Origin of the sequence: Bacillus sp. CHD6a, assembly GCF_001293645.1 — a bacterium.
Taxonomy (GTDB): Bacteria; Bacillota; Bacilli; order Bacillales; family Bacillaceae_I; genus Sutcliffiella_A.
This window is the reverse complement of the sequence record NZ_LBMD01000008.1, coordinates 34,560-59,261: the sequence shown is the minus strand read 5'-3', so window position 1 is coordinate 59,261 and position 24,702 is coordinate 34,560. Positions and strand designations below refer to the sequence as shown.

Sequence of the window (24,702 nt, the reverse complement as noted above, 5' to 3'; positions counted from 1 at the left end):
TTAATCCAAGACTTTTTCAGTGGCCTTCAGCGCAGCGAGGAGGCTCAAGCAACGCCCCGCGGAAAGCGATCATCTGAACGGAAGGAAACAGGAGTATGAAACAGTAACACTTAAAGGAGGAAAATCTAATGAAACATCTAACATCCGCTCAAGTACGACAAATGTTCCTAGACTTCTTCAAAGAGAAAGGACATTCTGTAGAACCAAGCGCATCCCTTGTCCCGCACGAAGACCCATCCCTACTATGGATCAACAGTGGCGTAGCAACCTTGAAAAAATATTTCGATGGCCGTGTCATCCCGGCAAATCCTCGTATTTGTAATGCACAAAAATCAATTCGAACCAACGACATTGAAAACGTTGGAAAAACAGCGCGTCATCACACTTTCTTTGAAATGCTTGGTAACTTTTCTATTGGAGAGTACTTCAAAAAAGAAGCCATCGACTGGGCTTGGGAGTTCCTTACGAGCGAAAAATGGATTGGCTTTGAACCTGAAAAATTATCCGTTACCATTCATCCAGAAGACGAAGAGGCTTATACGTACTGGAATGAAGTAATAGGTGTACCTGCTGAGAGAATCATTCGCTTAGAGGGTAACTTCTGGGATATCGGGGAAGGCCCTAGTGGACCGAATACAGAAATTTTCTATGACCGTGGAGAAAGTTATGGGAACGACTTAAATGACCCAGAACTATATCCAGGGGGAGAAAACGAGCGCTACCTTGAAATTTGGAACCTTGTATTTTCTGAGTTTAACCACAACCCAGACCATACTTACACACCGCTTCCTAAGAAAAATATTGATACAGGTATGGGGCTTGAGCGTATGGTTTCCGTTATTCAAGATGTGCCGACAAACTTTGATACCGACCTTTTCATTCCTATCATCGAAGCGACTGAAAATGTGTCCGGTGAAAAATACCGTACTAACGCAGAAAAAGACACGGCATTCAAAGTTATCGCAGACCATATTCGTACCGTGACATTTGCAGTTGGTGATGGTGCCTTACCATCTAATGAAGGACGCGGATATGTACTACGCCGTCTATTAAGAAGAGCAGTGCGTTACGCTAAGCAACTTGGCATCAACCGTCCATTCATGTATGAATTAGTGCCAGTTGTAGCGGAAATCATGGTTGATTTCTACCCTGAGGTAAAAGAAAAACAAGATTTTATCCAGCGTGTAGTGAAAACCGAAGAAGAGCGTTTCCATGAAACATTAAATGATGGTTTGGCGATTCTTTCCACTGTCATTGCAAAAGCTAAAGAGGATGGAAGTACAGTAGTTTCCGGTGCTGACGCATTCCGACTGTATGATACGTACGGGTTCCCTGTAGAACTGACAGAAGAATATGTGGAAGAACAGAACATGACGCTTGATCACGAAGGATTCGAAAAAGAAATGGAAATGCAGCGTGACCGTGCCCGTTCTGCACGTCAAGACTCCAGTTCCATGCAAGTTCAATCTGGTGTGCTTGGAGAAATCCGTACTGAAAGCAGCTTTATAGGATACGATCAGCTTAGTGCGGATACAATGCTTTCTGTCATCGTAAAAAAAGGTGAGCTTGCTAATGAGGCACAAACAGGTGAAGAAGTACAAGTAATCCTAGCAGAAACACCATTTTATGCTGAAAGTGGTGGCCAGATTGCTGACCATGGATATATCGTTACAGAAACAGGTAGAGCGTTTGTAAAGGATGTTCAAAAGGCTCCTAATGGTCAAAACCTACACACAATCGTAGTAGAAGAGGGTGTATTGAGTACAGATCAGACTGTCAAAGCAGAAGTTCATGCGAAAAACCGTGCGCAGATTATTAAGAACCATACAGCTACTCACATTCTGCATCAAGCATTAAAAGACGTGCTGGGTACTCATGTTAACCAAGCAGGATCTCAAGTAACGGCTGACCGCCTTCGTTTTGATTTCTCTCATTTTGGTCAAGTGACACAAGAGGAAATCGAGAAAATTGAAGCAATTGTTAATGAAAAGATTTGGGCTAGCATCCATGTTGTCATTGAGAACAAATCCATCACGGAAGCAAAAGAAATGGGTGCAATGGCATTGTTTGGTGAAAAGTACGGAGATATTGTTCGTGTTGTTCAAGTTGGAGAATACAGCCTGGAGCTTTGCGGTGGTTGTCATGTGCCAAATACATCTGAGATCGGCCTATTCAAAATTGTTTCTGAGTCAGGTATCGGAGCAGGGACACGCCGTATGGAAGCAGTGACAGGCGAAGGCGCTTATCGCTTATTAAATGATCAAGTACAGCTGTTAAAAGAAGCAGCAGCTAAGCTTAAAACAAAGCCACAGGAAGTAGGAACAAGAATCGACGTTCTTTTATCTGATATGAAAGAACTGCAAAGAGAGAATCAATCTTTGGCTTCTAAGCTTGGAAACATTGAAGCATCCAACCTTTCATCAAAAGCAAAAGAAGTCAATGGCGTTACAATGCTTGTGAGCAAGGTAGCAGGTACAGACATGAACAACCTGCGCACGATGGTGGATGATTTAAAAAATAAGCTTGGTTCTGGTATTATAGTACTTGCAAGTGTACAAGATGGAAAAGTAAACATTTCTGCAGGGGTAACAAAAGATCTAATTGAAAAAGGTTACCATGCCGGTAAGGTTGTGAAAGAAGTGGCTACACGTTGCGGTGGCGGCGGCGGAGGTCGTCCTGACATGGCACAAGCAGGCGGAAAAAACCCGGAACAAGTCGATTCTGCATTACAATCTGTTGAAGATTGGATAAAATCCGTTTAACATTGCCGACATTTGGTGTACAATATAGGTAACAATTTACAAGCAGATAGAAATGGCTACGTTAAAATAATTTCGGTTGATTTTGCGATATTAGAGCTGTTGATTGAAGCACTGAGCGAAGACTCCTGAGGGAGATAGCGCTAGGTGGAGACCCCGCAGGCGTAGCCGAAGGAGGCTCACGTCAGCCCCTAGGAAAGCGAAGCTCATGGCGGAAATCAAAAGCGGATTTAACGGACCCTAGAAAAAAAGAAGTCTAAGAGAGAGGTGCAAAAGATGAGCTCCTTTGACAAAACAATGAAGTTTAACTTTCCGGAAGATGCATTGGAAGCTAATGTGGATGACGTATTAATAACAGTTTATGAGGCGTTGCAGGAAAAAGGCTACAACCCGATCAACCAGATCGTTGGTTACTTGCTTTCTGGAGACCCAGCTTACATTCCGCGTCATAAAGAAGCAAGAACGCTTATTCGGAAAATTGAAAGGGACGAGCTAATTGAAGAATTAGTGAAGTCTTACCTAGAACAGCACCGCAAGGAGTAGTACATGCGCATTTTGGGCTTAGACGTCGGTTCTAAAACAGTCGGTGTTGCCGTCAGTGATGAAATGGGATGGACAGCGCAAGGCTTGGAAACGATAAAAATTGATGAAGCAATAAAAAACCTAGGTTTTAAGCGATTGAAGCAAATCATCGCTGAATATAAGCCTGAAAAAGTCGTCATCGGCTTACCAAAGAATATGAACGGTTCGATTGGTCCTCGCGGAGAAGCCAGCAAGCATTATGGCGAAATGCTGACTGCCAAAACGGGACTTCCAATCGTTTATTGGGACGAAAGGCTTTCTACTGTAGCAGCAGAAAGAATTCTTCTTTCTGCTGACGTAAGTAGAAAAAAAAGAAAGCAAGTAATAGACAAGATGGCTGCGGTTGTCATTTTACAAGGATATCTTGACAGTCAACAATAAATTAGAGGTGAGCATAATGGAACACGGAGAACAAAATATTACAGTAGTAGACGAAAATGGAAACGAGCAATTATGTGAGGTGCTTTTCACATTTGACTCTGAAGAATTTGGAAAATCATATGTCCTTTATTACCCAGTTGGTGCGGAAAATGATGACCAGGATGACATTGAAATTCATGCATCTAGCTTCGTTCCTAGCGAATCAGAAGAAGGCGGAGACCTTCAGCCTGTAGAGACGGATGAAGAGTGGGACATGATTGAAGAAATGTTAAACACATTCTTGGCAGAAGAAGAAGAGTAAGAAAAAAGAGAGCAAACAGGCTATTCCTGTTTGCTCTCTTTATTTTGGCTGTATGAGCTTTCTGTATTCGGAAATAGCAAAGTGGCTAATTGCTCTTTATTAATAATCAAATCCTCTAAATTATATTGATCCAACACGGAAATAAAGGCTTGTGTCGCTTGATATAAAACCCCTTTTAGCTTACAGTGAGGTGATATTACACAGGAAGCGTGATCTTGAAAACATTCCACAATGTGAAAATCCTCTTCCGTTTTTCGGACGAGTTCACCAATATTCACTTCCTTGGGTTCTTTTGCTAACATTAATCCCCCATTTCGGCCCCGAATCGTCTCCAAATACCCTAACTTTCCAAGATGAAAGGTCACTTTCATAAGGTGATTTTTTGATATACCATATGCTTGAGCTATCTCCTTAATTTGGATGAGTTTGTTATGATCAGGTGCACTTGCTAAGTATAATAGAACTCGCAATGAGTAGTCAGTATAAAGTGTAAGTTTCATATTCTACCTCCAAATTTATTTTACCATACCCATTAATTTGATGGAAAATGGCAAAACTACTGAATGACCGTAAATCAATCAACCGAATAAATTCAAAATATTTAGGAAAAAAGTAATGATTAATACGAAAAAAATGGTAAAATATGATGTGGGAATGTGTCGGAAAAGAGAAAATACATGCTTTTTGTCAAAAAAATAAAGAATTTGTTGTATAATTGTTAGGTGTACGAGAGGGGGTATTTTTTTTGTCTGAAAAAAATAATAAAGACTATATTCAAGAAAAACTAAAAGAGAAACATTTTGAAGCAAAGATTGTGCGCCGCATTGTCTTTACAGTATTTGTCATACTTATGTTAGCCCTGACTAGTGTGATTGGCGGCGGTTATTTTTATATAAAAAATGCATTGCAGCCTGTGAGTGAGGAAGATACCAAAACCGAAAAGGTGGAAATCCCGATAGGATCGTCCCCAACATCAATCGGTCGGATTTTAGAGGAAAACGGTATCATCAACAACGGAAAAGTGTTTCGTTATTATGTAAAATTTAAGAATGAATCAGGATTTATGGCTGGAGAATACGAGTTAAGTCCTTCAATGAATCTCGATGAAATTATCGGTCATTTAAAAGAAGGAAGAGTTCAACAAGAAGTATTATTCCAAATTACTATACCTGAAGGACGTCAATTAGAGCAAATTGCTGTCATCCTTGAAAATAGAATGGGGCTTTCAGAAAAAGAGTTTCTGGAAAAAGCAAATGACAAAGTGTTTCTTGAAAAAATGAGAGAGAAATATCCGAAAGTTATTACCGATGAAATGTTTGACGAAGACGTAAAATATGCCTTAGAGGGCTATTTGTTCCCTGCAACCTATCCTTTCTATGTAGAAAACCCTACCGCAGAAGAAGTCATCGATGTAATGCTTCAAAAGACAAATGAAGTTCTTCAGGATGAAGCAGTTCGAACAGGCATGGGTAATAAAGATTTAACCACACATGAATTGCTGACAATGGCAAGTTTGATAGAAGCAGAGGCAACTATGCAAGCAGATCGTCAAAGCATTTCAAGTGTATTCTACAACCGTCTTAATGTAGGAATGCCACTTCAAACAGATCCTACTGTGTTATACGCCCTTGGAGAACATAAAGAGCGAACGTTGTATGAGGACTTGGAAGTGGATTCACCGTACAATACCTATAAAAACCAAGGTCTGCCACCGGGACCAATTGCCAATGCAGGTTTAACATCCATTCAAGCTGCATTAAGTCCTGCTGAAACGGAGTTTTATTACTTCCTAGCCACACCTGATGGCGAAGTGCTATTCAACGAAACGTTGGAAGAACATAATATTGACAAAAATGAACATATTTCAAGTCAGGACAATGGATAAGTGTCATAGGATGGGGAAGCGCGAAATTAATTCGCATTCCCTATTTTTTTGTGGTAAAATATATCGAGTTGTTTTGAACTAAATTAATTGTAACGATAAAGAGGGTTCCTCCATTGAGGTCACCTCTATTTTCTTTGTTTTTAGCAAGATTAAAGGAGGCGTCCACCGTTGGAAGCCAATGATAATAAAATAATTACTTATTTGAATAATCTCACTCCCTCTAGAAATGAACTCGTCACCAAAATGGAAAACCTTGCAGAAAAAGAGAATGTCCCAATCATGGACCTAGTTGGAATGGAAACACTTCTGCAACTCTTAAGACTATCCATGCCAAAAACAATCTTAGAGATAGGCGCAGCTATCGGATACTCAGCAATTAGGATGGCACAAGCTTTACCTGAGGTCACCATTGTGACAATAGAGCGAGATGAGCATAGATACATGCAAGCAAAAGCGCACATAGAACAAGCCGGTCTCCAAGATAGAATTCATCTGATATTTGGGGATGCATTGGAAGTTTTTGATCTAGTGGAAAAAGAAGCGGCGTTTGATATTATTTTTGTTGATGCGGCAAAGGGGCAGTATGAACGATTCTTTACCATGTATGAAACCCTTCTAAACCAAACAGGTATCATCATTACCGATAACGTACTCTTCCGTGGGATGGTAGCAGAAGACCACGAAACGATAGAACCGAAAAGAATGAAAAACCTAGTGAAAAAAATTGACCGATACAATAGATGGTTGATGGAACATCCGGACTACATCACCACCATTTTGCCTGTAGGTGACGGAATTGCAATCAGTAAAAAAAGAGGTGAAGAACGTTGAAAAAACCTGAATTGTTAGTGACACCACTAGACTTAACAAATTTGAAGGATTTAATAGATGCAGGAGCAGATGCATTTGTTGTCGGAGAAGAGCGCTACGGGCTTCGTTTAGCCGGAGAATTTAAAAAAGATGAAGTGAAAGCGGCTATTGAACTTGCACACCAGCACGGGAAAAAAGTGTATGTAGCAATGAATGCACTTTTTCATAATGAAAAAGTGGACGAGTTATCCGACTATCTTCAATTCTTAAATGAAGCAGGAGCAGATGCCGTCATCTTCGGAGATCCGGCTGTTTTAATGGCAGCAAAAGAAGTTGCTCCAAACATGCCGTTGCATTGGAATACGGAAACGACAGCAACCAACTACTATACCTGTAATTATTGGGGCAGAAAAGGCTCCAAACGTGCCGTGTTGGCTCGAGAAATCAACATGGATGCCATTGTTGATATCAAAGAAAACGCTGAAGTGGAAATTGAAGTTCAAGTCCATGGCATGACCTGTATGTTCCAATCCAAACGTTCATTGCTTGGCCACTATTTTGAGTATCAAGGCAAACAGATGGAAGTGGAAAAAGGCAAAGATCGTGCGATGATCCTTCATGATAAAGAAAGAAGCAATAAATATCCTGTTTATGAAGATGAAAATGGCACACACATCATGAGTCCAAACGACATGTGCATCATTGATGAACTAGAAGAAATGATAGATGCAAAAGTGGACAGTTTTAAAATTGACGGTGTATTACAAACACCTGAATATATCGTAGAAGTAACAAAAAGATACAGAAAAGCAATTGACCTCTGTGCAGATGACAGAGATGTCTATGAAGATATCAAAGAGGACTTGTTAATCGAAATGGAAGAACTTCAACAAGAGCACCGTCCACTAGACACTGGATTCTTCTTTAAAGAAACAGTCTATTAACAAGAAAAGGAGGTAGCCTTTTATGACAACTTATGTAAATGATAAGATTTCCAAGATAGTTGACGGAAAACGAGTGATTGTAAAAAAGCCAGAATTACTTGCGCCAGCAGGTAATCTGGAAAAATTGAAAATTGCTGTTCAATATGGTGCGGACGCCGTTTTTATCGGTGGACAGGAATACGGCTTACGTTCCAATGCCGGAAATTTCACTTTTGAAGAAATGGCGGAAGGTGTTCAATTTGCTGCAAAGTTTGGCGCGCGCATCTATGTAACCACCAATATTTTCGCACACAATGAAAACATGGATGGCCTAGATGATTACCTTCGTGGCATTGAAGGGGCAGGGGTTCATGGAATAATCGTTGCTGACCCACTCATCATTGAAACATGTAGAAGAGTGGCACCTAAACTTGAAGTTCACTTAAGTACACAACAATCCCTGTCTAACTGGAAAGCAGTCCAGTTTTGGAAAGAGGAAGGATTAGAGCGTGTCGTACTTGCCCGTGAAACAAGCGCAGAGGAAATTCGCGAAATGAAAGAGAAGGTGGACATTGAAATTGAGACCTTCATTCACGGTGCCATGTGTATCGCATACTCTGGACGCTGTACGCTAAGTAATCACATGACAGCACGAGATTCTAACCGTGGGGGCTGCTGCCAATCTTGCCGTTGGGATTACGATTTGTACGAATTGGATGGTGGCAAAGAAAAGGCACTTTTTGCGGAAGGTGATGCACCATTTGCCATGAGTCCGAAAGATTTAAAGCTTATAGAATCCATTCCTAGAATGATTGAACTCGGAATCGACAGCTTGAAAATTGAAGGGCGCATGAAATCCATACACTATGTTGCAACGGTAGTGAGTGTGTACCGCAAAGTAATCGACGCTTATTGTGCAGATCCTGAGAACTTCACCATCCAACAAGAATGGCTAGAAGAGCTCGATAAATGTGCAAATCGTGAAACGGCACCTGCTTTCTTTGAAGGGGTTCCAGGGTATAAAGAGCAAATGTTTGGCAACCATAGCAAGAAGACAGACTTTGACTTTGTTGGACTGGTACTTGACTATGATAGAGAAACTCAAATGGTGACTTTGCAACAAAGAAACTTTTTTAAACCAGGCGATGAAGTAGAATTTTTCGGACCGGAAATTGAAAACTTTACACAAAAAATAGAGAATGTTTGGGATGAGAAGGGCAATGAGCTGGATGCTGCCCGCCATCCATTACAAATTGTGAAATTCAAAGTGGAAAAGCCGATTTATCCGAACAACATGATGCGAAAGGGGCAGTAATAACATGGGGAAAAAACCGATCGTAATCGGTGTAGCCGGAGGATCTGGCTCAGGAAAAACGAGTGTAACAAAAGCTATTTTTGAACATTTTACAGAGAAATCCATTTTAATGCTAGAACAAGATTACTATTATAAAGATCAGACAGATGTCCCAATGGAAGAAAGATTACAAACTAACTATGACCATCCTTTGGCATTTGATAACGACTTGTTGATTGAGCACATTCAACATTTACTGAACTATGATACAATCAATAAACCTGTCTACGATTACACGCTTCATACTAGATCATCTCAAGTAATTGAAGTAGAAGCGAAAGATGTTATCATTGTAGAAGGAATTTTGGTATTAGAAGACGAACGTTTGCGTAACTTAATGGATATAAAGCTTTTTGTGGACACAGATGCAGATTTGCGCATCATCCGTAGAATGCTGCGTGACATCAAGGAACGTGGACGTACGATAGATTCAGTTATTGAACAATATGTAACTGTAGTTCGTCCAATGCACAATCAATTCATTGAACCAACGAAGCGATATGCAGATATCATCATCCCTGAAGGTGGACAAAATCACGTTGCAATTGACCTGATGGTAACAAAAATTCAAACAATTCTTGAACAAAAAGAGATTTTGTAATAACATATGAGAAGCTAGAGAATTTTCCAATTGTGGAAGGAGCGACGATGTATTCCATTTAATGGGTACATCTTTTTCCACATTTACATAGGCTTTGAACCTTATTGCCATAAAGATACAACGTAAATTGGGGAATGCAATTACTAGAAGGAGTGAAAAGTCATGGCACAAGAGAAAGTATATCCAATGACACAAGCTGGAAAAGACAAGCTTGTACAAGAGTTAGAACACCTAAAATCTGTAAGACGTAAAGAAGTGGTGGAACGTATTAAGATAGCTCGTAGCTTCGGAGATCTTTCTGAGAACTCTGAGTATGATTCTGCAAAAGAAGAGCAAGCATTCGTAGAAGGTCGCATCACGCTACTTGAGCAAATGGTCCGCAACGCAAAAATCATCCAAGAAGATAAGGATACAGATGCAGTTGGTCTTGGGAAAACGGTAACATTTGTTGAGCTACCTGACGGCGAAGAAGAAACTTACACAATCGTTGGTAGCGCAGAGGCTGACCCGTTCGAAGGAAACATTTCTAACGAATCCCCAATGGGAAGCTCCCTAATGGGCAAACGCGTAAACGATGAAGTAACCATCCAAACTCCAGGCGGAGAAATGAACGTGAAGATTGTTTCAGTAAAATAAGACTTTTAAAAGCTGTTTTTAAAGATTCGTTGGTAGAATATAGTTAGACGGACAAGTGCCTGTAGCGCAAAGTAACGTTTAATCTATGAAGCCAATTACACAAATCAATTAGAAAACAGCTTTTGATTAAAAAGAACACACCTCGTCAACAATGTTGATGAGGTGTTTTTTTATGCAACGGTTAATCAAAGGGAGAATCAATAAACTTGGAATCTGTGTCGTCCTGCTCTTAAGCCTGCTTATCGGAAGGCTTGTTCAAGTGCAACTAATCAGCACAGAATCCTTTACCGATCAACATATAAACTTAATTGAAGCAAGCGTCAAACAACGAACACAGTCTCTTGTAATCGATGAAGGTCGTGGCAGATTTATCGACCGTAATGGCCTTCCGCTTACTCACGATTATTTTCCAAGTGTCATCTTATTCCCTTTCCTGAATGGGCTTGATTGGCCAAAAGATGAACTTGCTAGTATTTTGGGGATAAACACATCTGAAATCGACAGCCTCCTTGCTGATGCGGAAAAACCAGTCGTTTTATCAGAAAGTCTAACGGATCAGAAAATGGAACAAATTAATGAGCTTGATTATCCGGGTATAGTCGCACTGTATCGCCAGTTTGAACTAGATGAAAAAACGGCAGAACACGTTATTGGTGTGACAGGCGAAGACGCCGATACATTTATGAAACGGTATGCAGACAAGGTGGAGAAAGAAAACTATTCCCCGCATACGCCAATCGGGGCCTCTGGCTTAGAAGAGGCGTTTGATGAAATCATCCTTCCTGAAGGTTCTACAAAATTACTCTATCATGTTGATCGGTTTGGAGGTCCCTTATTTGGAATTGATGTCCGGTATATGTCTCCGTCCAATCCCTATTATCCTCTTACTGTCCAAACGACCCTTGACAAGAACATTCAGCAGTTGGCGGAAAAAACGCTTAATGACTATCAAGTGAAAAAGGGCGGTCTGGTAGTAATCGATATAGAGACAAATGAAGTGGTCGCAATGGTATCACGACCATCCTTAGATCCAGAAAATCCCTCCAAAGGAGCGGGTGCTCATAACTTTATGCTAGAACCCCATTTTCCAGGTTCTGTGTTCAAAACTGTCGTGACCGCAGCGGCAATCGAGGAGAACGTAGTGGATAATGAAAAGGTGTTTAATTGTGATTTGGATATTAGGGGAAATCTGCTTGAAGATGAAAAGAAGCGGATGGGTACAATCAATCTCGAAGCAAGTTTTGCCCAAAGTTGTAACTATACTTTTGGTGAGATTGGAAAGCGGTTGGTAGAAAAAGATAAAAATGCACTAGATAAGTATGCAACTATGTTGGGGTTAACAGGAACCGTTGGATGGAAGGGTGATATGTTCGGCTTTAGTGACTTTGTACAAATTCCTCGTGAAAAAGAGAATGTGGTTTGGGATAACAACGAAGACAAAGGAGTTCCCCTCGCGGTTGCGCAGACATCTATTGGACAAAAAGATGTCAAGGTCACACCGCTCGCCGTGGCAAATATGATGGCAACAATAGCCCGTGGTGGAGAATCTAAGGAAGTTAAATTGGTCAGTGACATCCTTTACAAAAACGGAACAACATTGTTTTCTTTTCCTGACCATGATAGAGATGTTGAGAAACTTTCATCCTATACAGTAATGCAACTCCAGCACTTGCTCAGAGAAGTAGTAGCTGGAGAAACAGGGACAGGTTGGAGGATGAACGGCCTCTCTTACGAAGTTGCCGGAAAAAGCGGGACGGCGCAGACGGGAAAACGTACGGAAGATGACCGGGAATTATTGAATAGGTGGTTTGCAGGTTATTTTCCAATCAAAAGTCCTAAGTATGCCATGGTTATGGTCGAATTAGACGTGGTTGATGAGAACAATGTCTCATCTGTGTACTCCAAAATGGTTGAAGAAATATATAACTGGCAAAACCAAGAAAGATAATGGCAATCCTTTTCACTGTGCTTTTTAAAGTAATGATGGTACAATAAGCTATTGTAATTATACTATATTTGGCTTTGACTAGGAGGGACTGTCGTGTCTTTAGACTTTAACAAAGGTGGCTCACGTTACGGCCGAACAACCAAACGTAAAAAAACAAACATGATCTTGAATATCCTGATTGGTGTTGTATTCATATTTATCATCGTTCTTGCTTCCTCCTTGTTCTTTGGAAAGAATGACCCAGCTACAGATAACGAAAATCAGCTGGCTACAGGGGAACAGGAATTAAGTGAAACAGAAGAGAACGAAACCGAGCAAGAATCCGAGGAAGCTGCTCCAACTGACGAGGAAGAAGCTGAAGCTGAAACGGAAGAAGCGGAAGAATCCGCTGAGAAAGAAAAAGAGAAAGAGGATAAGGAAAAAGACGAAGAATCCGAAGAAGCCGACGATTCTGAGACAGAAGTTTCCGAAAACTCCGATGACCCAAATGTCATCAAAACGATGACCAATCCTGGTTGGGGGCCTGTTGGAACGTCTCAATCCGAGCCTCATACCTCCGTCTATGAAGAAGGTCATGTAGACTGGAATGAAAAGTTAAAAGCCGTGGAAGCAGCTACTCGTATGAAAAGCGGGGAGTACACATTATACTTCCTAGGAAATGGCGGCAGCGAGCACTTATCTGTAGCGTCCATCAAAAACAAATCCACCGGCGAGAACTTCAAAATCTATCTGGAGTGGGTAACCAACAAAGGGTGGAAACCTACTAAGGTAGAGCAGGTTAAGGCGTTGTAAAGTATGTGATTTATCATAAAGGCGGCGGACCTATCCCATTGGGGGTGGGTCTTTTTTTGTGGGATTGGACTTGAGGGGAAGGGCAAGGGATTGAAGTGTTGAAGGCTTTTGGTGGGGGAGGCGGTGGTGGACTTGAGGCTTTGAGTTGAATGGTGAGATTACCGGGGGAAGGGATGAATGTCGAACTTTGATAGGGTTTGTCGATTGGCATGTATTTAACTCAGTGTGGACAGTATTTAAAAATCTTGGACAGTATTTTGTGATTTTTCGCTTGTATTTGCCCCGACTCCGACAGTAAATGGGTGTTTTCCGACAGTATTTTTCATTAAACTATCTCTTGGATAAAACAGGAAACTAAACTTAATTGAAAAATATCCACTTTTTAGCAGGGAACTACCATTCGCACAGAGAAATAACAAGAATCGACAAAAAAGGAGGGGTAAAATGATTAAAAAGCAACGAGAAAAATCTCATAAATTACTGACCCATGAAGTTGGGTTGCGAAGAGTCCCTAAAAGTCATCCAAAGTATCTGATTTTAGAGCAAGAGCACGGTAAATTGTCTTACGGTCACAAAGGAGAAGAGGCGCTAGATTATTTCCTAACTTTTCTGCCTAATGATAACTATTTAATTCTTAATAGTCTTAGACTAGAAGACCCAAAAAGCAGGTATTTTCAAATGGACAGCTTATTACTGGCACCAACACATTGCATAATACTCGATTCAAAATATATGTCTGGTAAGTTGGAATTTGATGAAAGTGCTAACCAGCTATTAAGACATTTGCCAGGTAGTGAAGATATAGAGAAACTAGGAGACCCTATTTCGCAGATTTCCAGGCAACGACATCAACTTTCCCTTTGGTTAAAAAAGAATGGTTTTCCTCCACTGCCTATCGCAAGTTTAATTGTTCTGACCCACAATAACGCCACCCTCATTAAGACAACTCCTTCTATTACAAAAAAGGTCACCTTTCATACGAACTTGCCCAATCGCCTCAAAGAGATCGATCAAAATATATCTAAAGGAAATATTATGTTAAGTACTCAAGGCCTCCAAAAACTCTCTAGGACACTCATAAAAAAGCATACGACGGATCACTTCCAATTCCTCAACCATTATAATATAAGTGTTAATGAACTGATAACAGGTGTACTCTGTACAGTGTGTTTAGCTGCCCCTATGCTTAGGAAAAGAGGAGTTTGGGGTTGCCAAGGGTGTAGCGCTTATTCTAAGACTGCGCATTTAGAGGCGATTAATGATTACAAACTGTTAATCGGAGAGACGATTAACAACAAGGAGTTAAGGTGTTATCTCGGATTACCTTCTGCTTCAGTTGCATCTAAGTATTTAGCTTCTATGGGGTTAAAATTTGAGGGTAGCTTTAAAAATAGGAGATATTTTCTTTGAAACTTCCACCAAGATAAAAACGTATATTAAATACTAGGGGTTGAAAGGAGGCATTATACAATTGAATATTTTCAACAAGCTAGGTTTGCTTTTTGCACTTGCATCTATCACCATTGTCTTTATCCATCTTTCATCTGGAGTTATTTTATTAAGTTTCTCAATGCTTTGGTTTGCAATCAACCAGTTAAGAATCAAGAACTACATCTATGGATACATATATTTGCTATCGGCTTTTCTTTTTTTATCAGCTACCATTCTCTACTAACAAAAAAACGCTCACTCCCGAGCGCTTTTGTCCACTTCAATCAGAAATGCGTAGTAGGCATCTCCGTCATATGTTTTATTTTCCCACCTTGCAAAGTAGGAGAAGTAATAGAGCCCCTCTTCCGTTGGTGCACTAAATTTGTTCTCAACTGCTAAGACAACAATGTTCTCATATTGATCAGTCAACGAAAAATCTACCGAATATTCACTAGGCTCCGGTCCATCTGGTATGTCGATTGTTATTTCCTCTCCTGGAGCTACAATGATTGGTTCTTTATTTGCCAACAGGTCAACAGAGCCGGAGTGATCTTCACACCCTCCTTGACGTTTGTTGCTCCAACAGAAGCTCCCACGCACCGTTTCATATGTATCTCCATCAACTATTACAACAGCTTCAGGGGGTGTCATCCATTCTGCGTCATCCACTCCTGTAGGCCCGGTACATCCTGATAAAATGAAAAGCATTGCTACACCCAAACCAATAACTAATACACGCATTCAGTCCGCCTCCTTCTCAACTTACTAGACGAACTGCTCTTCCTTAAAGTTACACATATCAGAGATTATTTCCCTTTTAACCTAAAATGCACGACCGCACTATAAAAGCGTCTGCCTTCCTCGTCTACATGCATCTGATGAGAAACGGAGTGAAGCCCGAGCATGATGGCTCGGTTATGATCAATTTGCTCATTTATCTTTTTCTCTAATGTTTTTAAATCAAGTGCTTCAAAGAATTCCACTTTATCTTCCAACAAACTAAATTCAAAATTCATAATTCCAAGTCCTTTCGTCGGGTTTACTACTTGTAGTTTTGTAGTCCTTATGAAATTGCACTAATCCTACTCCTACCAACTTTCTAAGTATATCCTACCAAACATTTTCATTGAAGAAAATAGAAACATGTGTTAGATTGAGAACAGTTATTTCTTAAAAGCATACTATACTTATAGGAATTATATAAATTATTCGTGGAGTGATCACTATGGGACGTGAATTCGTCGAACTGTTTAACGATTGGGCAAATTATTATGATGCGACAGTAAGTGGGAAGGATCAAGAATATGCAGAAGTTTTCCGTGGGTATGATGATATTCTGAAGGATGTGGCCGTTAAGGCATTAAGTCCTGTTGTAGAATTTGGAGTAGGAACGGGGAACCTCACAACACAGTTGCTGAAAAGAGGTCATGAAGTTTTTGCTATTGAGCCTTCCGAAACGATGCGAGAAAAAGCTGCGGAAAAGCTTCCAAAGACGGTCAGCCTTGAAGATGGGGATTTCCTGAGCTTTCCGATACCATCTGAACCAATTAAATCGATTGTCAGCACGTATGCGTTTCACCATCTTACAGATGCAGAAAAGGAAGAAGCGGTGGCGCACTATGGAAAGTTACTTGATAAAGGTGGTAAAATAGTATTTGCTGATACGGTCTTTGAAAATAAAGAGGCGTACAGAGCGACAATTGAACAGGCAGAAAAGCATACGTTTTTAAATCTTGCTAATGATTTAAAGACTGAATACTATACAACACTGGATGTCCTGACAGCTATTTTCGAAAAGCATGGATTTGAAGTGGAGTACCAGCGGTTTAATCATTTTGTCTGGGTAATGGAAGCGACAAAACAATAGCAGGTGGGCATTACATGTTCTCTTTTCTAAAGAGGTGGATGTTCCTGCCGCTCATATTAAGGAAAGAGGGATTTTATAATGAAAGTAGCAATTATCGGAGCAATGGAAGAAGAAGTAACCATCATGCGTGAAAAGATTGAAGGGATGGAAACAACAACTGTAGCAGGTTGTGAATTTTATACAGGAACATTGAATGGCGTGGATGTTGTTCTTTCAAAATCAGGGATTGGGAAAGTAAATGCGGCGCTTAGTACGTCTTTACTTTTAGAACGTTTCAAGCCTGAAGTAGTTATTAATACAGGATCTGCCGGTGGGTTCTCGCCAGCATTAAATGTTGGAGATGTTGTAATTTCCACGGAAGTTCGCCATCATGATGTGGATGTAACGGCTTTTGGATATGAGTACGGACAAGTTCCGGGCTTGCCGGCAGCATTTGAAGCGGATGCAAAGCTTATGGCTTTAGCAAAAAAAGCTGCTGAGAATATAAGTGGCATGCAGGTTGTGGAAGGGCTGATTGCAACGGGAGATTCCTTTATGAATGATCCAGTGCGTGTGGAAGCGGTTCGTGAAAAGATGCCCAAGCTGCAAGCTGCGGAAATGGAAGCGGCGGCAATTGCACAGGTCTGCCATGCGTTTGAAGTGCCGTTTGTGGTAATACGTGCACTGTCTGACATCGCTGGAAAAGAATCCAATATTAGTTTTGATCAATTCCTAAGTAAAGCAGCATTGCATTCTTCCATGTTGATCGAAAATATGCTGAGTGAGCTGAAAAACGCTTAACACACGGAAGTAATGTTTGCGGGGGGATAAATGATGAATGTTTTTAAAAATGTCCATGGCTTGATAGGCAATACACCTGTCGTGGAGTTGGCTAATTTTGAGGTGCCAAATGGGGTGCGCCTTTTTGCTAAGCTTGAATTTTATAATCCAGGCGGAAGTATTAAAGACCGATTAGGAAAAGAGCTTTTAGAAGATGCGATTCGTTCCGGAAAGCTGAAAGAAGGCGGTACGATCATTGAACCAACGGCTGGTAATACTGGTATTGGCCTAGCGCTAGCAGCAGTCGGCACCAGCTACAAGGTGATGGTATGTATGCCGGAGAAGTTCAGTGTGGAAAAACAAGAGCTCATGAAGGCACTTGGTGCAACCATTGTTCACACGCCTACACCACTTGGGATGAAGGGTGCCATAGAGAAAGCGAAAGAGCTTAACAAGGAAATCCCTAATTCCTATTGTCCCCAGCAATTCGGTAACCCTGCCAATCCAGAAACCTATTACAAAACACTGGGTCCTGAGCTTTGGGAGCAGTTGGATGGACAGGTGAATGTATTTGTTGCGGGAGCTGGGACTGGTGGAACATTCATGGGAACAGCAAAATATCTGAAAGAAAAGAACCCGGATGTGAAAACGGTCATCGTGGAACCAGAGGGATCGATCCTTAACGGCGGTGAGTCCGGTCCGCATAAAACAGAAGGCATCGGTATGGAGTTTTTACCAGGATACATGGATGAAACATACTTCGACGCCATCCACACAGTATATGATGTGGATGCGTTTGAGCGTGTCAAAGAATTGGCGCAAAAAGAAGGTTTGTTGGTAGGGAGCTCATCAGGGGCAGCACTTCATGCAGCGTTGGAAGAAGCAAAAATAGCTCAACCCGCAACCAACATTGTGATGATTTTTGCCGATAGCAGCGAACGCTATTTAAGCAAAAAGATTTATGAAGGAGGAATTTGATATGCATAAGAAAACAAAGTTGATACATGGTGGCATATTTGGAGATCCGCATACAGGTGCGGTTTCCACTCCCATCTATCAAGTTAGTACGTATAAACAGGAGAGTGTAGGAAACTTCAAGGGGTATGAGTACTCCAGAACTGGAAATCCTACAAGACATGCGCTGGAAGAATTAATCAAGGACTTAGAAAATGGCAAAGCAGGATTTGCGTTCGGTTCTGGTATGGCGGCTATAACGGCGGTTATGATGTTGTTTGACAGCGGTGACCACGTGGTCTTAACAGATGATGTGTACGGTGGAACATACCGAGTCATGACAAAGGTGTTAAACAGAATGGGAATCAGTTCTACTTTTGTAGATACTAGCAAGGTGGAAAATATAGAGGCTGCGATTCAAGAGAATACAAAGGCGCTTTTCATTGAAACACCGACTAACCCATTGTTAAAAGTGACAGATATTCAAAAAGCGAGTTTAGTTGCGAAAAAGCATAATCTATTGACGATTGTTGATAACACGTTCAGCACACCATACTGGCAGACACCAATCAATCTTGGTGCAGACATTGTTCTTCATAGTGCGACCAAGTACATTGGAGGGCACAGTGATGTGGTGGCAGGTCTTGTTGTTGTTAACTCTGATAAATTAGCAGAAGAGCTGCATTTTGTTCAAAATTCAACGGGAGGCATCTTAGGACCGCAGGATTCTTGGTTATTGATGCGTGGAATTAAGACGCTTGGCCTTCGTATGGAAGCGACGGAAAAGAACACGAACCGTATCGTTGATTTCCTTGAAAGCCATCCGTTTGTAGGAAAAGTTTATTATCCTGGATTGGAAGATCATCCGAATCATGAGGTTGCCAAACAGCAAGCTGGTGGTTTTGGTGGTATGGTGTCCTTTGATATCGGGAGTGCCGAGAAAGCAGATCAGCTGTTAGCAAGAATTAAATACTTCACGTTAGCGGAAAGTTTAGGAGCGGTAGAAAGTTTAATTTCTGTTCCAGCCCGTATGACGCATGCATCCATTCCTGCTGAACGCCGTGCAGAACTTGGAATTGTTGATGGGTTGGTACGTATATCCGTTGGTATTGAAGATGTAGAAGATCTTATTGCAGATCTGAAACAGGCTATTGAAGGGTAAAAGTTACTAAAAAGGTCCTATGAGAGCATAGCTCTTATAGGGCTTTTTTGAGGTTGTTGATTAGCGTTCTAGTAAAAATCTGTTATAATATAAAAATAATACATAATTTTCATACTATTTTTACTAGGAGGATTATCATGTCTACAGTACCTGTGTTAGAAAAGAACGTTCAAGAAAAAGTCGATGCCTTCAACAAGCTTGATGAGAAGCTTTGCCATTATAATGGCGTGTTGGGGCTTCTTAGCTGGGATTCTAAAACAAAAGCACCTAAAAAAGGGCGTTCATTGTTTGGAAAAGCAAGAGGAACATTATCAACGGAAGCTTTCAAACTATCTATCTCAGAAGAAATGGGAGAATTGCTGACATTCTTAACAGAGGAAAATGTTTGGGAACAGTTGGATGCAGTAACGAAAGCATGTGTGACCGAGAGAAGAAAGGACTACGACCAATCCATAAAAATTCCTGCAGATGAATATCAAGAATATGTCATTCTTGTTAATGATGCGAATGAGGCATGGGAAGAAGCACGTGAAAAGAATGATTTCACCTCTTACGCACCTATTCTTGAAAAAGTGTTGGCTTTTAAGAAAAAGTTCGGTGAATATTATGGCTATGAAGGGCATCCATATAATGCGATGCTAAATGAGTTTGAGCCTGGATTGACTGTTGAGAAGCTTGATCCATTGTTTAAAGAGCTTCGCGAAAAAAGTGTAGACATATTAAATAAAATTAAAGCTTCTAAATCCCAACCAAGAGAGGATATTTTCGCTCAGGAATATGATATAGAAGCTCAAAAGAAATTTAATCAATACATTTTGCCTTTAATCGGATTCGATATGGAAGGAGGCCGCTTGGACGAAACAGTGCATCCGTTTGCTTCTTCTGTTAATACCGGAGATGTTCGAATCACTACCCGTTACTTAAAAGATAATGTTCGTTCCGCTATTTTTGGCACCATCCATGAGGCAGGACACGGAATGTATGAACAAGGAGTTAACCCTGCCTATGAAGGAAGAGCGATTCGAAGTGGGACATCCTTTGGTATACACGAATCTCAATCACGTTTCTTAGAAAATATGGTAGGACGCAGCAAGGAATTTTGGACTTACTTCTATAAAGATCTACAAAAGCATTTTCCGGAGCAACTGCAAAATATCACATTGGAAGATTTCTATGCTGCTACAAACAAGGTGGATCCGTCTTTCATTCGTGTGGAAGCAGATGAGCTGACTTATAATCTTCATATCATGATCCGCTATGAAATTGAAAAAGGTTTATTTGCCGGGGAATATGAAGTAAAGGATCTGCCTAAAGTATGGAATGAAAAAATGGAGGAGTATTTAGGAATTACGCCACCAACAGACACACTTGGTGTCCTTCAGGATGTCCACTGGTCCTTTGGCGGATTCGGATATTTCCCTTCTTACTCTCTAGGTAATCTTTATGCAGCGCAAATTCTTTACACTTTTATCAAGGAGATGCCAGATTTCTATCATAAGATTGAACAGGGAGACTTCATGGCAATTCGCGGATGGTTAAGAGAGAATATCCATCAATATGGAAAACTATATTCTCCAAATGAGTTAATTGTGAAAGTGACGGGGGAAGAACTGGATGCCAAATATTTGGTAAGATACTTAGAAGAGAAGTATTCTGCTATCTATCACTTTTAACAATCTCTAATAGGAAAAGCCTTCTGTTTAGCAGCAGAAGGCTTTTGACGTTTCCGGAAGAAATTACATACCGGAAAACCTAGCAAACTATGTTAAAGTGAATAATAGATGGGGGGAATCTAGATGAATACGAAGGTATTACAAGCAAAGATACAAGATTATACTAGATATGCCATTATTTTAACGACCGTCAGTGTGTTTTTATATATTGGAGTTGCTTTTCAGCATGCAGGGAAAGAAGCTTCACAGCTCTTTACGATGATGGGTGCCACTGTTGTTTTACTTGGTGGGGCAGTGTACTTCGTATGGAGAGCGAGAAAGTTGAAAAAGATCTTACAAGAGCAGGATGAACAATAATAAATGGAAGAGGAGCCTTTAGTCGGGCTCCTCTTCATTTATCCCAGCTTACCTCATAGACTTTCTGTATCCCGCTTTTTCTGCTTCTTCTTCCGTGTTAAAGCACGCTTCAGGAATGGTCCGATCATAGTAAGCACCCGTTTCAACGTGATAGATCTTTTCGCCGCTTGAGCTTATATTCCCTTTTACTGTGCAGCTTTCTGTCACAAGATTTTCTTTGGTAGGAACTTCAGCATCAGGGTCCTCGACGTATTCAGGAAAAAAGCCATCTTCCTGTGCATAGTTTTCTACACTCCAAATACCTATTCCTTCCACTTGCGCTTTCTCTTGGATAACTTGATAGCTATCTACATATCTCGTGTTAGGTGGGAATATATATGCTACTCGTGCCAATCCACGCTTCAGAAGCTCTTCTTGTGCTGACACACCATTCACATATACGTATGCTAAAATTCGTCCATAGTGGTCCCTTTCGCTTACATCGAGCTCTATTTCCACTTTTCCCCCCTGCATGAACTCTTCCATGAACTTCTTCGCTTCTGGACCAAACGGCTGAGGGCCGTCCATTCTAGGGTGGTTCGTTTCTGGAGTATCAATAAGCAAGAAACGGATATTTTCTTCTTTATTATTTATTTTCACCTTTATTGTGTCTCCATCTATAACACGAACGAGAGGGACCTCTGTCCTTTCATATTCAGGTTCATTCTTTTCTAGGCCCTCTGTTTCGGTTTCGGCAGAAGCTTCACTGGTTGGATTAGCTTGCTCTTGTACTATCTCAGGTGAATCATTCTCTATAACAGTGGAGGAACTTTCATCCAATGTGCAACCTGCCAAAACAAGCACAAGCATCAAACACCAACTACTAAATTTTAATCTCACGGTTGACTCCTTTCATTACAAAAAGTATTCCTCATTATACCACGCAATGTGCAGTACCTTATGGTCTTTTTTAAACGAAGTTTCACACTCTGAAAAGTAGGGTATTTATTGTTTGTGCATTTAGGAAATACTGTAGAGAAATAATTACTTTGATGGGGGAGTGAGAAGGTTTTGATAACCTTTAAGAATGTATCAAAAACATATGAAGATGGGACAACCGCCGTCCAATCCTTTAATCTAGAAATTAAAGAAGGAGAATTCTTTGTTCTAATCGGACCGAGTGGATGCGGGAAAACAACCACATTGAAAATGATCAATCGATTACATAATGTTACGAATGGGGATATCCTCATTGACGGGAAAAGTATCTCAGACCATAATATCCATGAACTTCGCTGGAATATTGGTTATGTTCTCCAGCAAATCGCACTTTTTCCACATATGACAATCGAAGAGAATATATCCATTGTCCCAGAGCTTAAATCCTGGAAAAAATCGGACATCTCCAAAAGAGTGGATGAGTTGCTTGAACTAGTAGGACTCGAGCCGTCTACCTACAAAAAACGAAAGCCTTCAGAGTTATCAGGAGGTCAACAACAACGAGTAGGAGTGGCAAGAGCTTTGGCTGCCAATCCACCTATTATTTTAATGGATGAGCCATTTAGTGCGCTTGATCCACTCAGCAGAGAACAGTTACAACAAGATTTTCTTAGCTTGAAAAAGAAAATCCAAAAAACCATCGTGTTTGTCACACACGATATGAACGAAGCCCTAACACTTGGCGACCGGATCTGCCTTATGAAAGAAGGAGAGGCAGTACAAGTAGGAACCCCAGAAGAGTTCGTCAATAAACCTAAGAACGATTTTGTGAAATCATTTATAGGGAATAGACGCAGTGTTCTTCAGAAAACCATCGAGGAACTAATAGAAGACTTGATAATAGGGTCTTCAGAAACGCCTTTCCGCGAAGTAGATAGTAAGCTAACACTTGGAGAACTCCTTGCATTTCTTGCAGATGAAGAGGCTGTTACCATTATGCAAGCAAACCAACCTTTAGGCGTCCTTTGTAGGAAAGATGTACTTCGCTTCCTTCATGAGCACAGCGGAGAAGGAGGGCTTGTATCATGACATTTCTTCAAGAACTATATGCAGCCCGTGGTGATCAACTTTGGACCGCGCTCTTAGAACATATTCAAATTTCGGTCATTGCACTGGCTATAGCGGTGTTCATATCTGTACCACTTGGTGTGTTGTTAACGAGAAAAGAACGTATTGCAGAGCCTGTTATTGGAATAACAGCGGTCATGCAGACAATCCCCTCTCTTGCTTTGCTCGGACTTTTAATTCCCCTTGTTGGAATCGGGTTTGTTCCGGCCGTCATTGCATTATTTCTCTATGCATTGCTCCCAATATTAAGAAATACTTATACCGGAATAAAAGAAGTAGATCCTTCCTTGCGTGAAGCAGCAAAAGCGATGGGTATGACTTCGATGAAAAGGTTATTTCGAGTGGAGTTGCCACTTGCGTTGCCTGTTATTATGGCAGGCATACGGACTGCAATGGTATTGATTATCGGTACAGCAACTATTGTGGCATTGATTGGAGCAGGAGGATTGGGAAGTCTGATTCTTCTTGGGATTGACCGAAACGACAATGCGTTAATTTTATTAGGAGCAATTCCAGCGGCACTCCTTGCAATATTGTTCGATATCATTTTACGTATGATTGAAACGGCTGCAAGAAAAGGATCTGGTAAGAAAGCACTGATCATAGGGATTGTTGTGGTTCTTCTTTTCCTTTCTCCTTTTGCAGTCATGAAAGCAACTGAAGCTGACCTGGTCATCAGTGGGAAAATTGGCGCAGAACCCGATATCATCATAAACATGTACAAACTGTTGATTGAAGAAGAAACAGATCTCCGAGTTGAATTGCGCCCATCACTTGGAAACACAAGTTTTGTATACCGAGCGTTGAAAAATAAGGACATTGACATATACCCTGAATATTCTGGTACAGCCATTGTCACCTTATTGGAAGAGGAACCTGTCAGCATTAACGATGAGGAAGTGTTTGAGCAAGCAAAAGAAGGATTGTTGGAGCAAGATGAACTTGTATATTTAAAACCAATGGGTTTTAATAACACTTATGCACTCGCTATTCCGGAAGACTTTGCTGAACAAAATAACATTAATACAATATCTGACTTGAATGGTGCTAAAAATGAAATTAGAGCAGGATTCACATTAGAATTCTCTGACCGTGAAGACGGATACCGAGGAATTCAAGAAGTGTACGGTATCACCTTCCCAAACCTTACCACCATGCAAGCAAAACTACGCTATCAGGCAGTGGAAAATGGCGATGTAAACTTAGTAGACGCCTACTCGACAGATGCAGAAATCAAGCAATTTAATCTACGAGTACTTGAAGACGATAAAAACCTTTTCCCTCCTTATCAAGGAGCGGCACTACTCAGAAAAGAAACACTTGAAGAACATCCAGAACTAGAAGACATCCTAAATCAATTAGAAAATCAAATAAATGATGACGAAATGCGTAACATGAACTACGAGGTTACCGTAGAAGGAAAAACGACTTATGAAGTAGCCAAAGAGTTTTTAGAAAAGAAAGGCTTGATAGGGGAATAG

Annotated in this window: 26 protein-coding genes; 22 read left to right on the top strand and 4 right to left on the bottom strand. The window is 40.8% G+C overall.

Annotated features, from left to right (window positions below; translation table 11 throughout):
* Nucleotides 1-128: 128 nt before the first annotated feature.
* The 4 genes from alaS to AAV98_RS08455 all read left to right on the top strand — a co-directional run bounded on the left by alaS (nucleotide 129) and on the right by AAV98_RS08455 (nucleotide 4,023).
* Nucleotides 129-2,762, top strand: a complete 2,634-nt coding sequence (alaS, locus tag AAV98_RS08470) for an alanine--tRNA ligase (protein WP_060665128.1) — start codon at nucleotides 129-131, stop codon at nucleotides 2,760-2,762.
* 273 nt (nucleotides 2,763-3,035) lie between these two features.
* A complete protein-coding gene (locus AAV98_RS08465; protein WP_010196077.1) occupies nucleotides 3,036-3,302 on the top strand; it encodes an IreB family regulatory phosphoprotein in 267 nt (88 codons plus the stop codon).
* 3 nt (nucleotides 3,303-3,305) lie between these two features.
* Nucleotides 3,306-3,722: a Holliday junction resolvase RuvX gene (gene ruvX, locus AAV98_RS08460; RefSeq protein ID WP_060665127.1), complete on the top strand. Its 417-nt coding sequence runs from the start codon at nucleotides 3,306-3,308 to the stop codon at nucleotides 3,720-3,722.
* Nucleotides 3,723-3,738: 16 nt separating this feature from the next.
* Entirely contained in the window at nucleotides 3,739-4,023 is a 285-nt protein-coding gene (locus tag AAV98_RS08455) for a DUF1292 domain-containing protein (protein WP_010196082.1), read from the top strand.
* 20 nt (nucleotides 4,024-4,043) lie between these two features.
* Here the strand turns inward: AAV98_RS08455 and AAV98_RS08450 are convergent, their stop codons facing one another.
* A complete protein-coding gene (locus AAV98_RS08450; protein ID WP_060665126.1) occupies nucleotides 4,044-4,523 on the bottom strand; it encodes an RrF2 family transcriptional regulator in 480 nt (159 codons plus the stop codon).
* Between the two features lie 245 nt (nucleotides 4,524-4,768).
* On the opposite strand from AAV98_RS08450, the gene mltG reads away from it, so the two are divergent.
* From mltG to AAV98_RS08400, 10 genes are all read left to right on the top strand, one after another.
* Nucleotides 4,769-5,908, top strand: a complete 1,140-nt coding sequence (mltG, locus tag AAV98_RS08445) for an endolytic transglycosylase MltG (protein WP_060665125.1) — start codon at nucleotides 4,769-4,771, stop codon at nucleotides 5,906-5,908.
* 168 nt (nucleotides 5,909-6,076) lie between these two features.
* A complete protein-coding gene (locus AAV98_RS08440; protein WP_060665124.1) occupies nucleotides 6,077-6,739 on the top strand; it encodes an O-methyltransferase in 663 nt (220 codons plus the stop codon).
* On the top strand, nucleotides 6,736-7,662 hold the full coding sequence (locus AAV98_RS08435) for a peptidase U32 family protein (RefSeq protein WP_060665123.1): 927 nt from the start codon (nucleotides 6,736-6,738) through the stop codon (nucleotides 7,660-7,662). Before AAV98_RS08440 ends, AAV98_RS08435 begins: the two co-directional genes overlap by 4 nt.
* Nucleotides 7,663-7,684: 22 nt before the next feature.
* Nucleotides 7,685-8,956: a peptidase U32 family protein gene (locus AAV98_RS08430; RefSeq protein WP_060665122.1), complete on the top strand. Its 1,272-nt coding sequence runs from the start codon at nucleotides 7,685-7,687 to the stop codon at nucleotides 8,954-8,956.
* Between the two features lie 4 nt (nucleotides 8,957-8,960).
* Nucleotides 8,961-9,596 (top strand): uridine kinase, encoded by a 636-nt coding sequence (gene udk / locus AAV98_RS08425; RefSeq protein ID WP_060665121.1) that lies wholly within the window; start codon nucleotides 8,961-8,963, stop codon nucleotides 9,594-9,596.
* A gap of 162 nt (nucleotides 9,597-9,758) precedes the next feature.
* Nucleotides 9,759-10,232, top strand: a complete 474-nt coding sequence (gene greA, locus AAV98_RS08420; protein WP_060665120.1) for a transcription elongation factor GreA — start codon at nucleotides 9,759-9,761, stop codon at nucleotides 10,230-10,232.
* 172 nt (nucleotides 10,233-10,404) lie between these two features.
* Nucleotides 10,405-12,180, top strand: coding sequence for a peptidoglycan D,D-transpeptidase FtsI family protein (locus AAV98_RS08415; RefSeq protein ID WP_060665119.1), 1,776 nt, complete (start codon nucleotides 10,405-10,407; stop codon nucleotides 12,178-12,180).
* A gap of 93 nt (nucleotides 12,181-12,273) precedes the next feature.
* Nucleotides 12,274-12,972 carry a YrrS family protein gene (locus AAV98_RS08410; RefSeq protein ID WP_060665118.1) on the top strand — a complete coding sequence of 233 codons (699 nt, stop codon included), beginning with the start codon at nucleotides 12,274-12,276 and terminating at the stop codon, nucleotides 12,970-12,972.
* 444 nt (nucleotides 12,973-13,416) lie between these two features.
* A complete protein-coding gene (locus AAV98_RS08405) occupies nucleotides 13,417-14,382 on the top strand; it encodes a nuclease-related domain-containing protein (protein ID WP_060665117.1) in 966 nt (321 codons plus the stop codon).
* Between the two features lie 61 nt (nucleotides 14,383-14,443).
* On the top strand, nucleotides 14,444-14,647 hold the full coding sequence (locus AAV98_RS08400) for a hypothetical protein (protein WP_060665116.1): 204 nt from the start codon (nucleotides 14,444-14,446) through the stop codon (nucleotides 14,645-14,647).
* An 11-nt stretch (nucleotides 14,648-14,658) separates the two neighbouring features.
* Here AAV98_RS08400 and AAV98_RS08395 read toward each other — a convergent pair whose 3' ends face one another.
* Together AAV98_RS08395 and AAV98_RS08390 are read right to left on the bottom strand one after the other, a co-directional pair.
* Entirely contained in the window at nucleotides 14,659-15,144 is a 486-nt protein-coding gene (locus tag AAV98_RS08395; protein WP_060665115.1) for a hypothetical protein, read from the bottom strand.
* A gap of 65 nt (nucleotides 15,145-15,209) precedes the next feature.
* The gene (locus tag AAV98_RS08390) at nucleotides 15,210-15,419 is read right to left on the bottom strand and encodes a YrzA family protein (RefSeq protein ID WP_060665114.1); all 210 of its coding nucleotides are present in this window, start codon (nucleotides 15,417-15,419) and stop codon (nucleotides 15,210-15,212) included.
* 209 nt (nucleotides 15,420-15,628) lie between these two features.
* On the opposite strand from AAV98_RS08390, the gene AAV98_RS08385 reads away from it, so the two are divergent.
* The 6 genes from AAV98_RS08385 to AAV98_RS08360 all read left to right on the top strand — a co-directional run bounded on the left by AAV98_RS08385 (nucleotide 15,629) and on the right by AAV98_RS08360 (nucleotide 21,175).
* Nucleotides 15,629-16,270 (top strand): class I SAM-dependent methyltransferase, encoded by a 642-nt coding sequence (locus AAV98_RS08385; RefSeq protein ID WP_060665113.1) that lies wholly within the window; start codon nucleotides 15,629-15,631, stop codon nucleotides 16,268-16,270.
* 78 nt (nucleotides 16,271-16,348) lie between these two features.
* Nucleotides 16,349-17,050 (top strand): 5'-methylthioadenosine/S-adenosylhomocysteine nucleosidase, encoded by a 702-nt coding sequence (mtnN, locus tag AAV98_RS08380; protein WP_060665112.1) that lies wholly within the window; start codon nucleotides 16,349-16,351, stop codon nucleotides 17,048-17,050.
* A gap of 33 nt (nucleotides 17,051-17,083) precedes the next feature.
* Nucleotides 17,084-18,007, top strand: a complete 924-nt coding sequence (locus AAV98_RS08375) for a PLP-dependent cysteine synthase family protein (RefSeq protein ID WP_060665111.1) — start codon at nucleotides 17,084-17,086, stop codon at nucleotides 18,005-18,007.
* Between the two features lies 1 nt (nucleotide 18,008).
* Complete coding sequence (locus AAV98_RS08370; protein ID WP_060665110.1) at nucleotides 18,009-19,145, top strand: bifunctional cystathionine gamma-lyase/homocysteine desulfhydrase; 1,137 nt, start codon at nucleotides 18,009-18,011, stop codon at nucleotides 19,143-19,145.
* A 137-nt stretch (nucleotides 19,146-19,282) separates the two neighbouring features.
* Nucleotides 19,283-20,818, top strand: coding sequence for a carboxypeptidase M32 (locus tag AAV98_RS08365; RefSeq protein WP_082380832.1), 1,536 nt, complete (start codon nucleotides 19,283-19,285; stop codon nucleotides 20,816-20,818).
* Between the two features lie 123 nt (nucleotides 20,819-20,941).
* Nucleotides 20,942-21,175, top strand: coding sequence for a YrhC family protein (locus AAV98_RS08360; RefSeq protein ID WP_060665109.1), 234 nt, complete (start codon nucleotides 20,942-20,944; stop codon nucleotides 21,173-21,175).
* A gap of 48 nt (nucleotides 21,176-21,223) precedes the next feature.
* Here the strand turns inward: AAV98_RS08360 and AAV98_RS08355 are convergent, their stop codons facing one another.
* Nucleotides 21,224-22,054 carry a thermonuclease family protein gene (locus tag AAV98_RS08355; RefSeq protein ID WP_060665108.1) on the bottom strand — a complete coding sequence of 277 codons (831 nt, stop codon included), beginning with the start codon at nucleotides 22,052-22,054 and terminating at the stop codon, nucleotides 21,224-21,226.
* A gap of 171 nt (nucleotides 22,055-22,225) precedes the next feature.
* Here AAV98_RS08355 and AAV98_RS08350 point away from each other — a divergent pair, with 171 nt between their 5' ends.
* Both AAV98_RS08350 and AAV98_RS08345 read left to right on the top strand, forming a co-directional pair.
* Entirely contained in the window at nucleotides 22,226-23,182 is a 957-nt protein-coding gene (locus tag AAV98_RS08350) for an ABC transporter ATP-binding protein (RefSeq protein WP_060665107.1), read from the top strand.
* Nucleotides 23,179-24,702 (top strand): ABC transporter permease/substrate-binding protein, encoded by a 1,524-nt coding sequence (locus AAV98_RS08345; RefSeq protein WP_060665106.1) that lies wholly within the window; start codon nucleotides 23,179-23,181, stop codon nucleotides 24,700-24,702. Before AAV98_RS08350 ends, AAV98_RS08345 begins: the two co-directional genes overlap by 4 nt.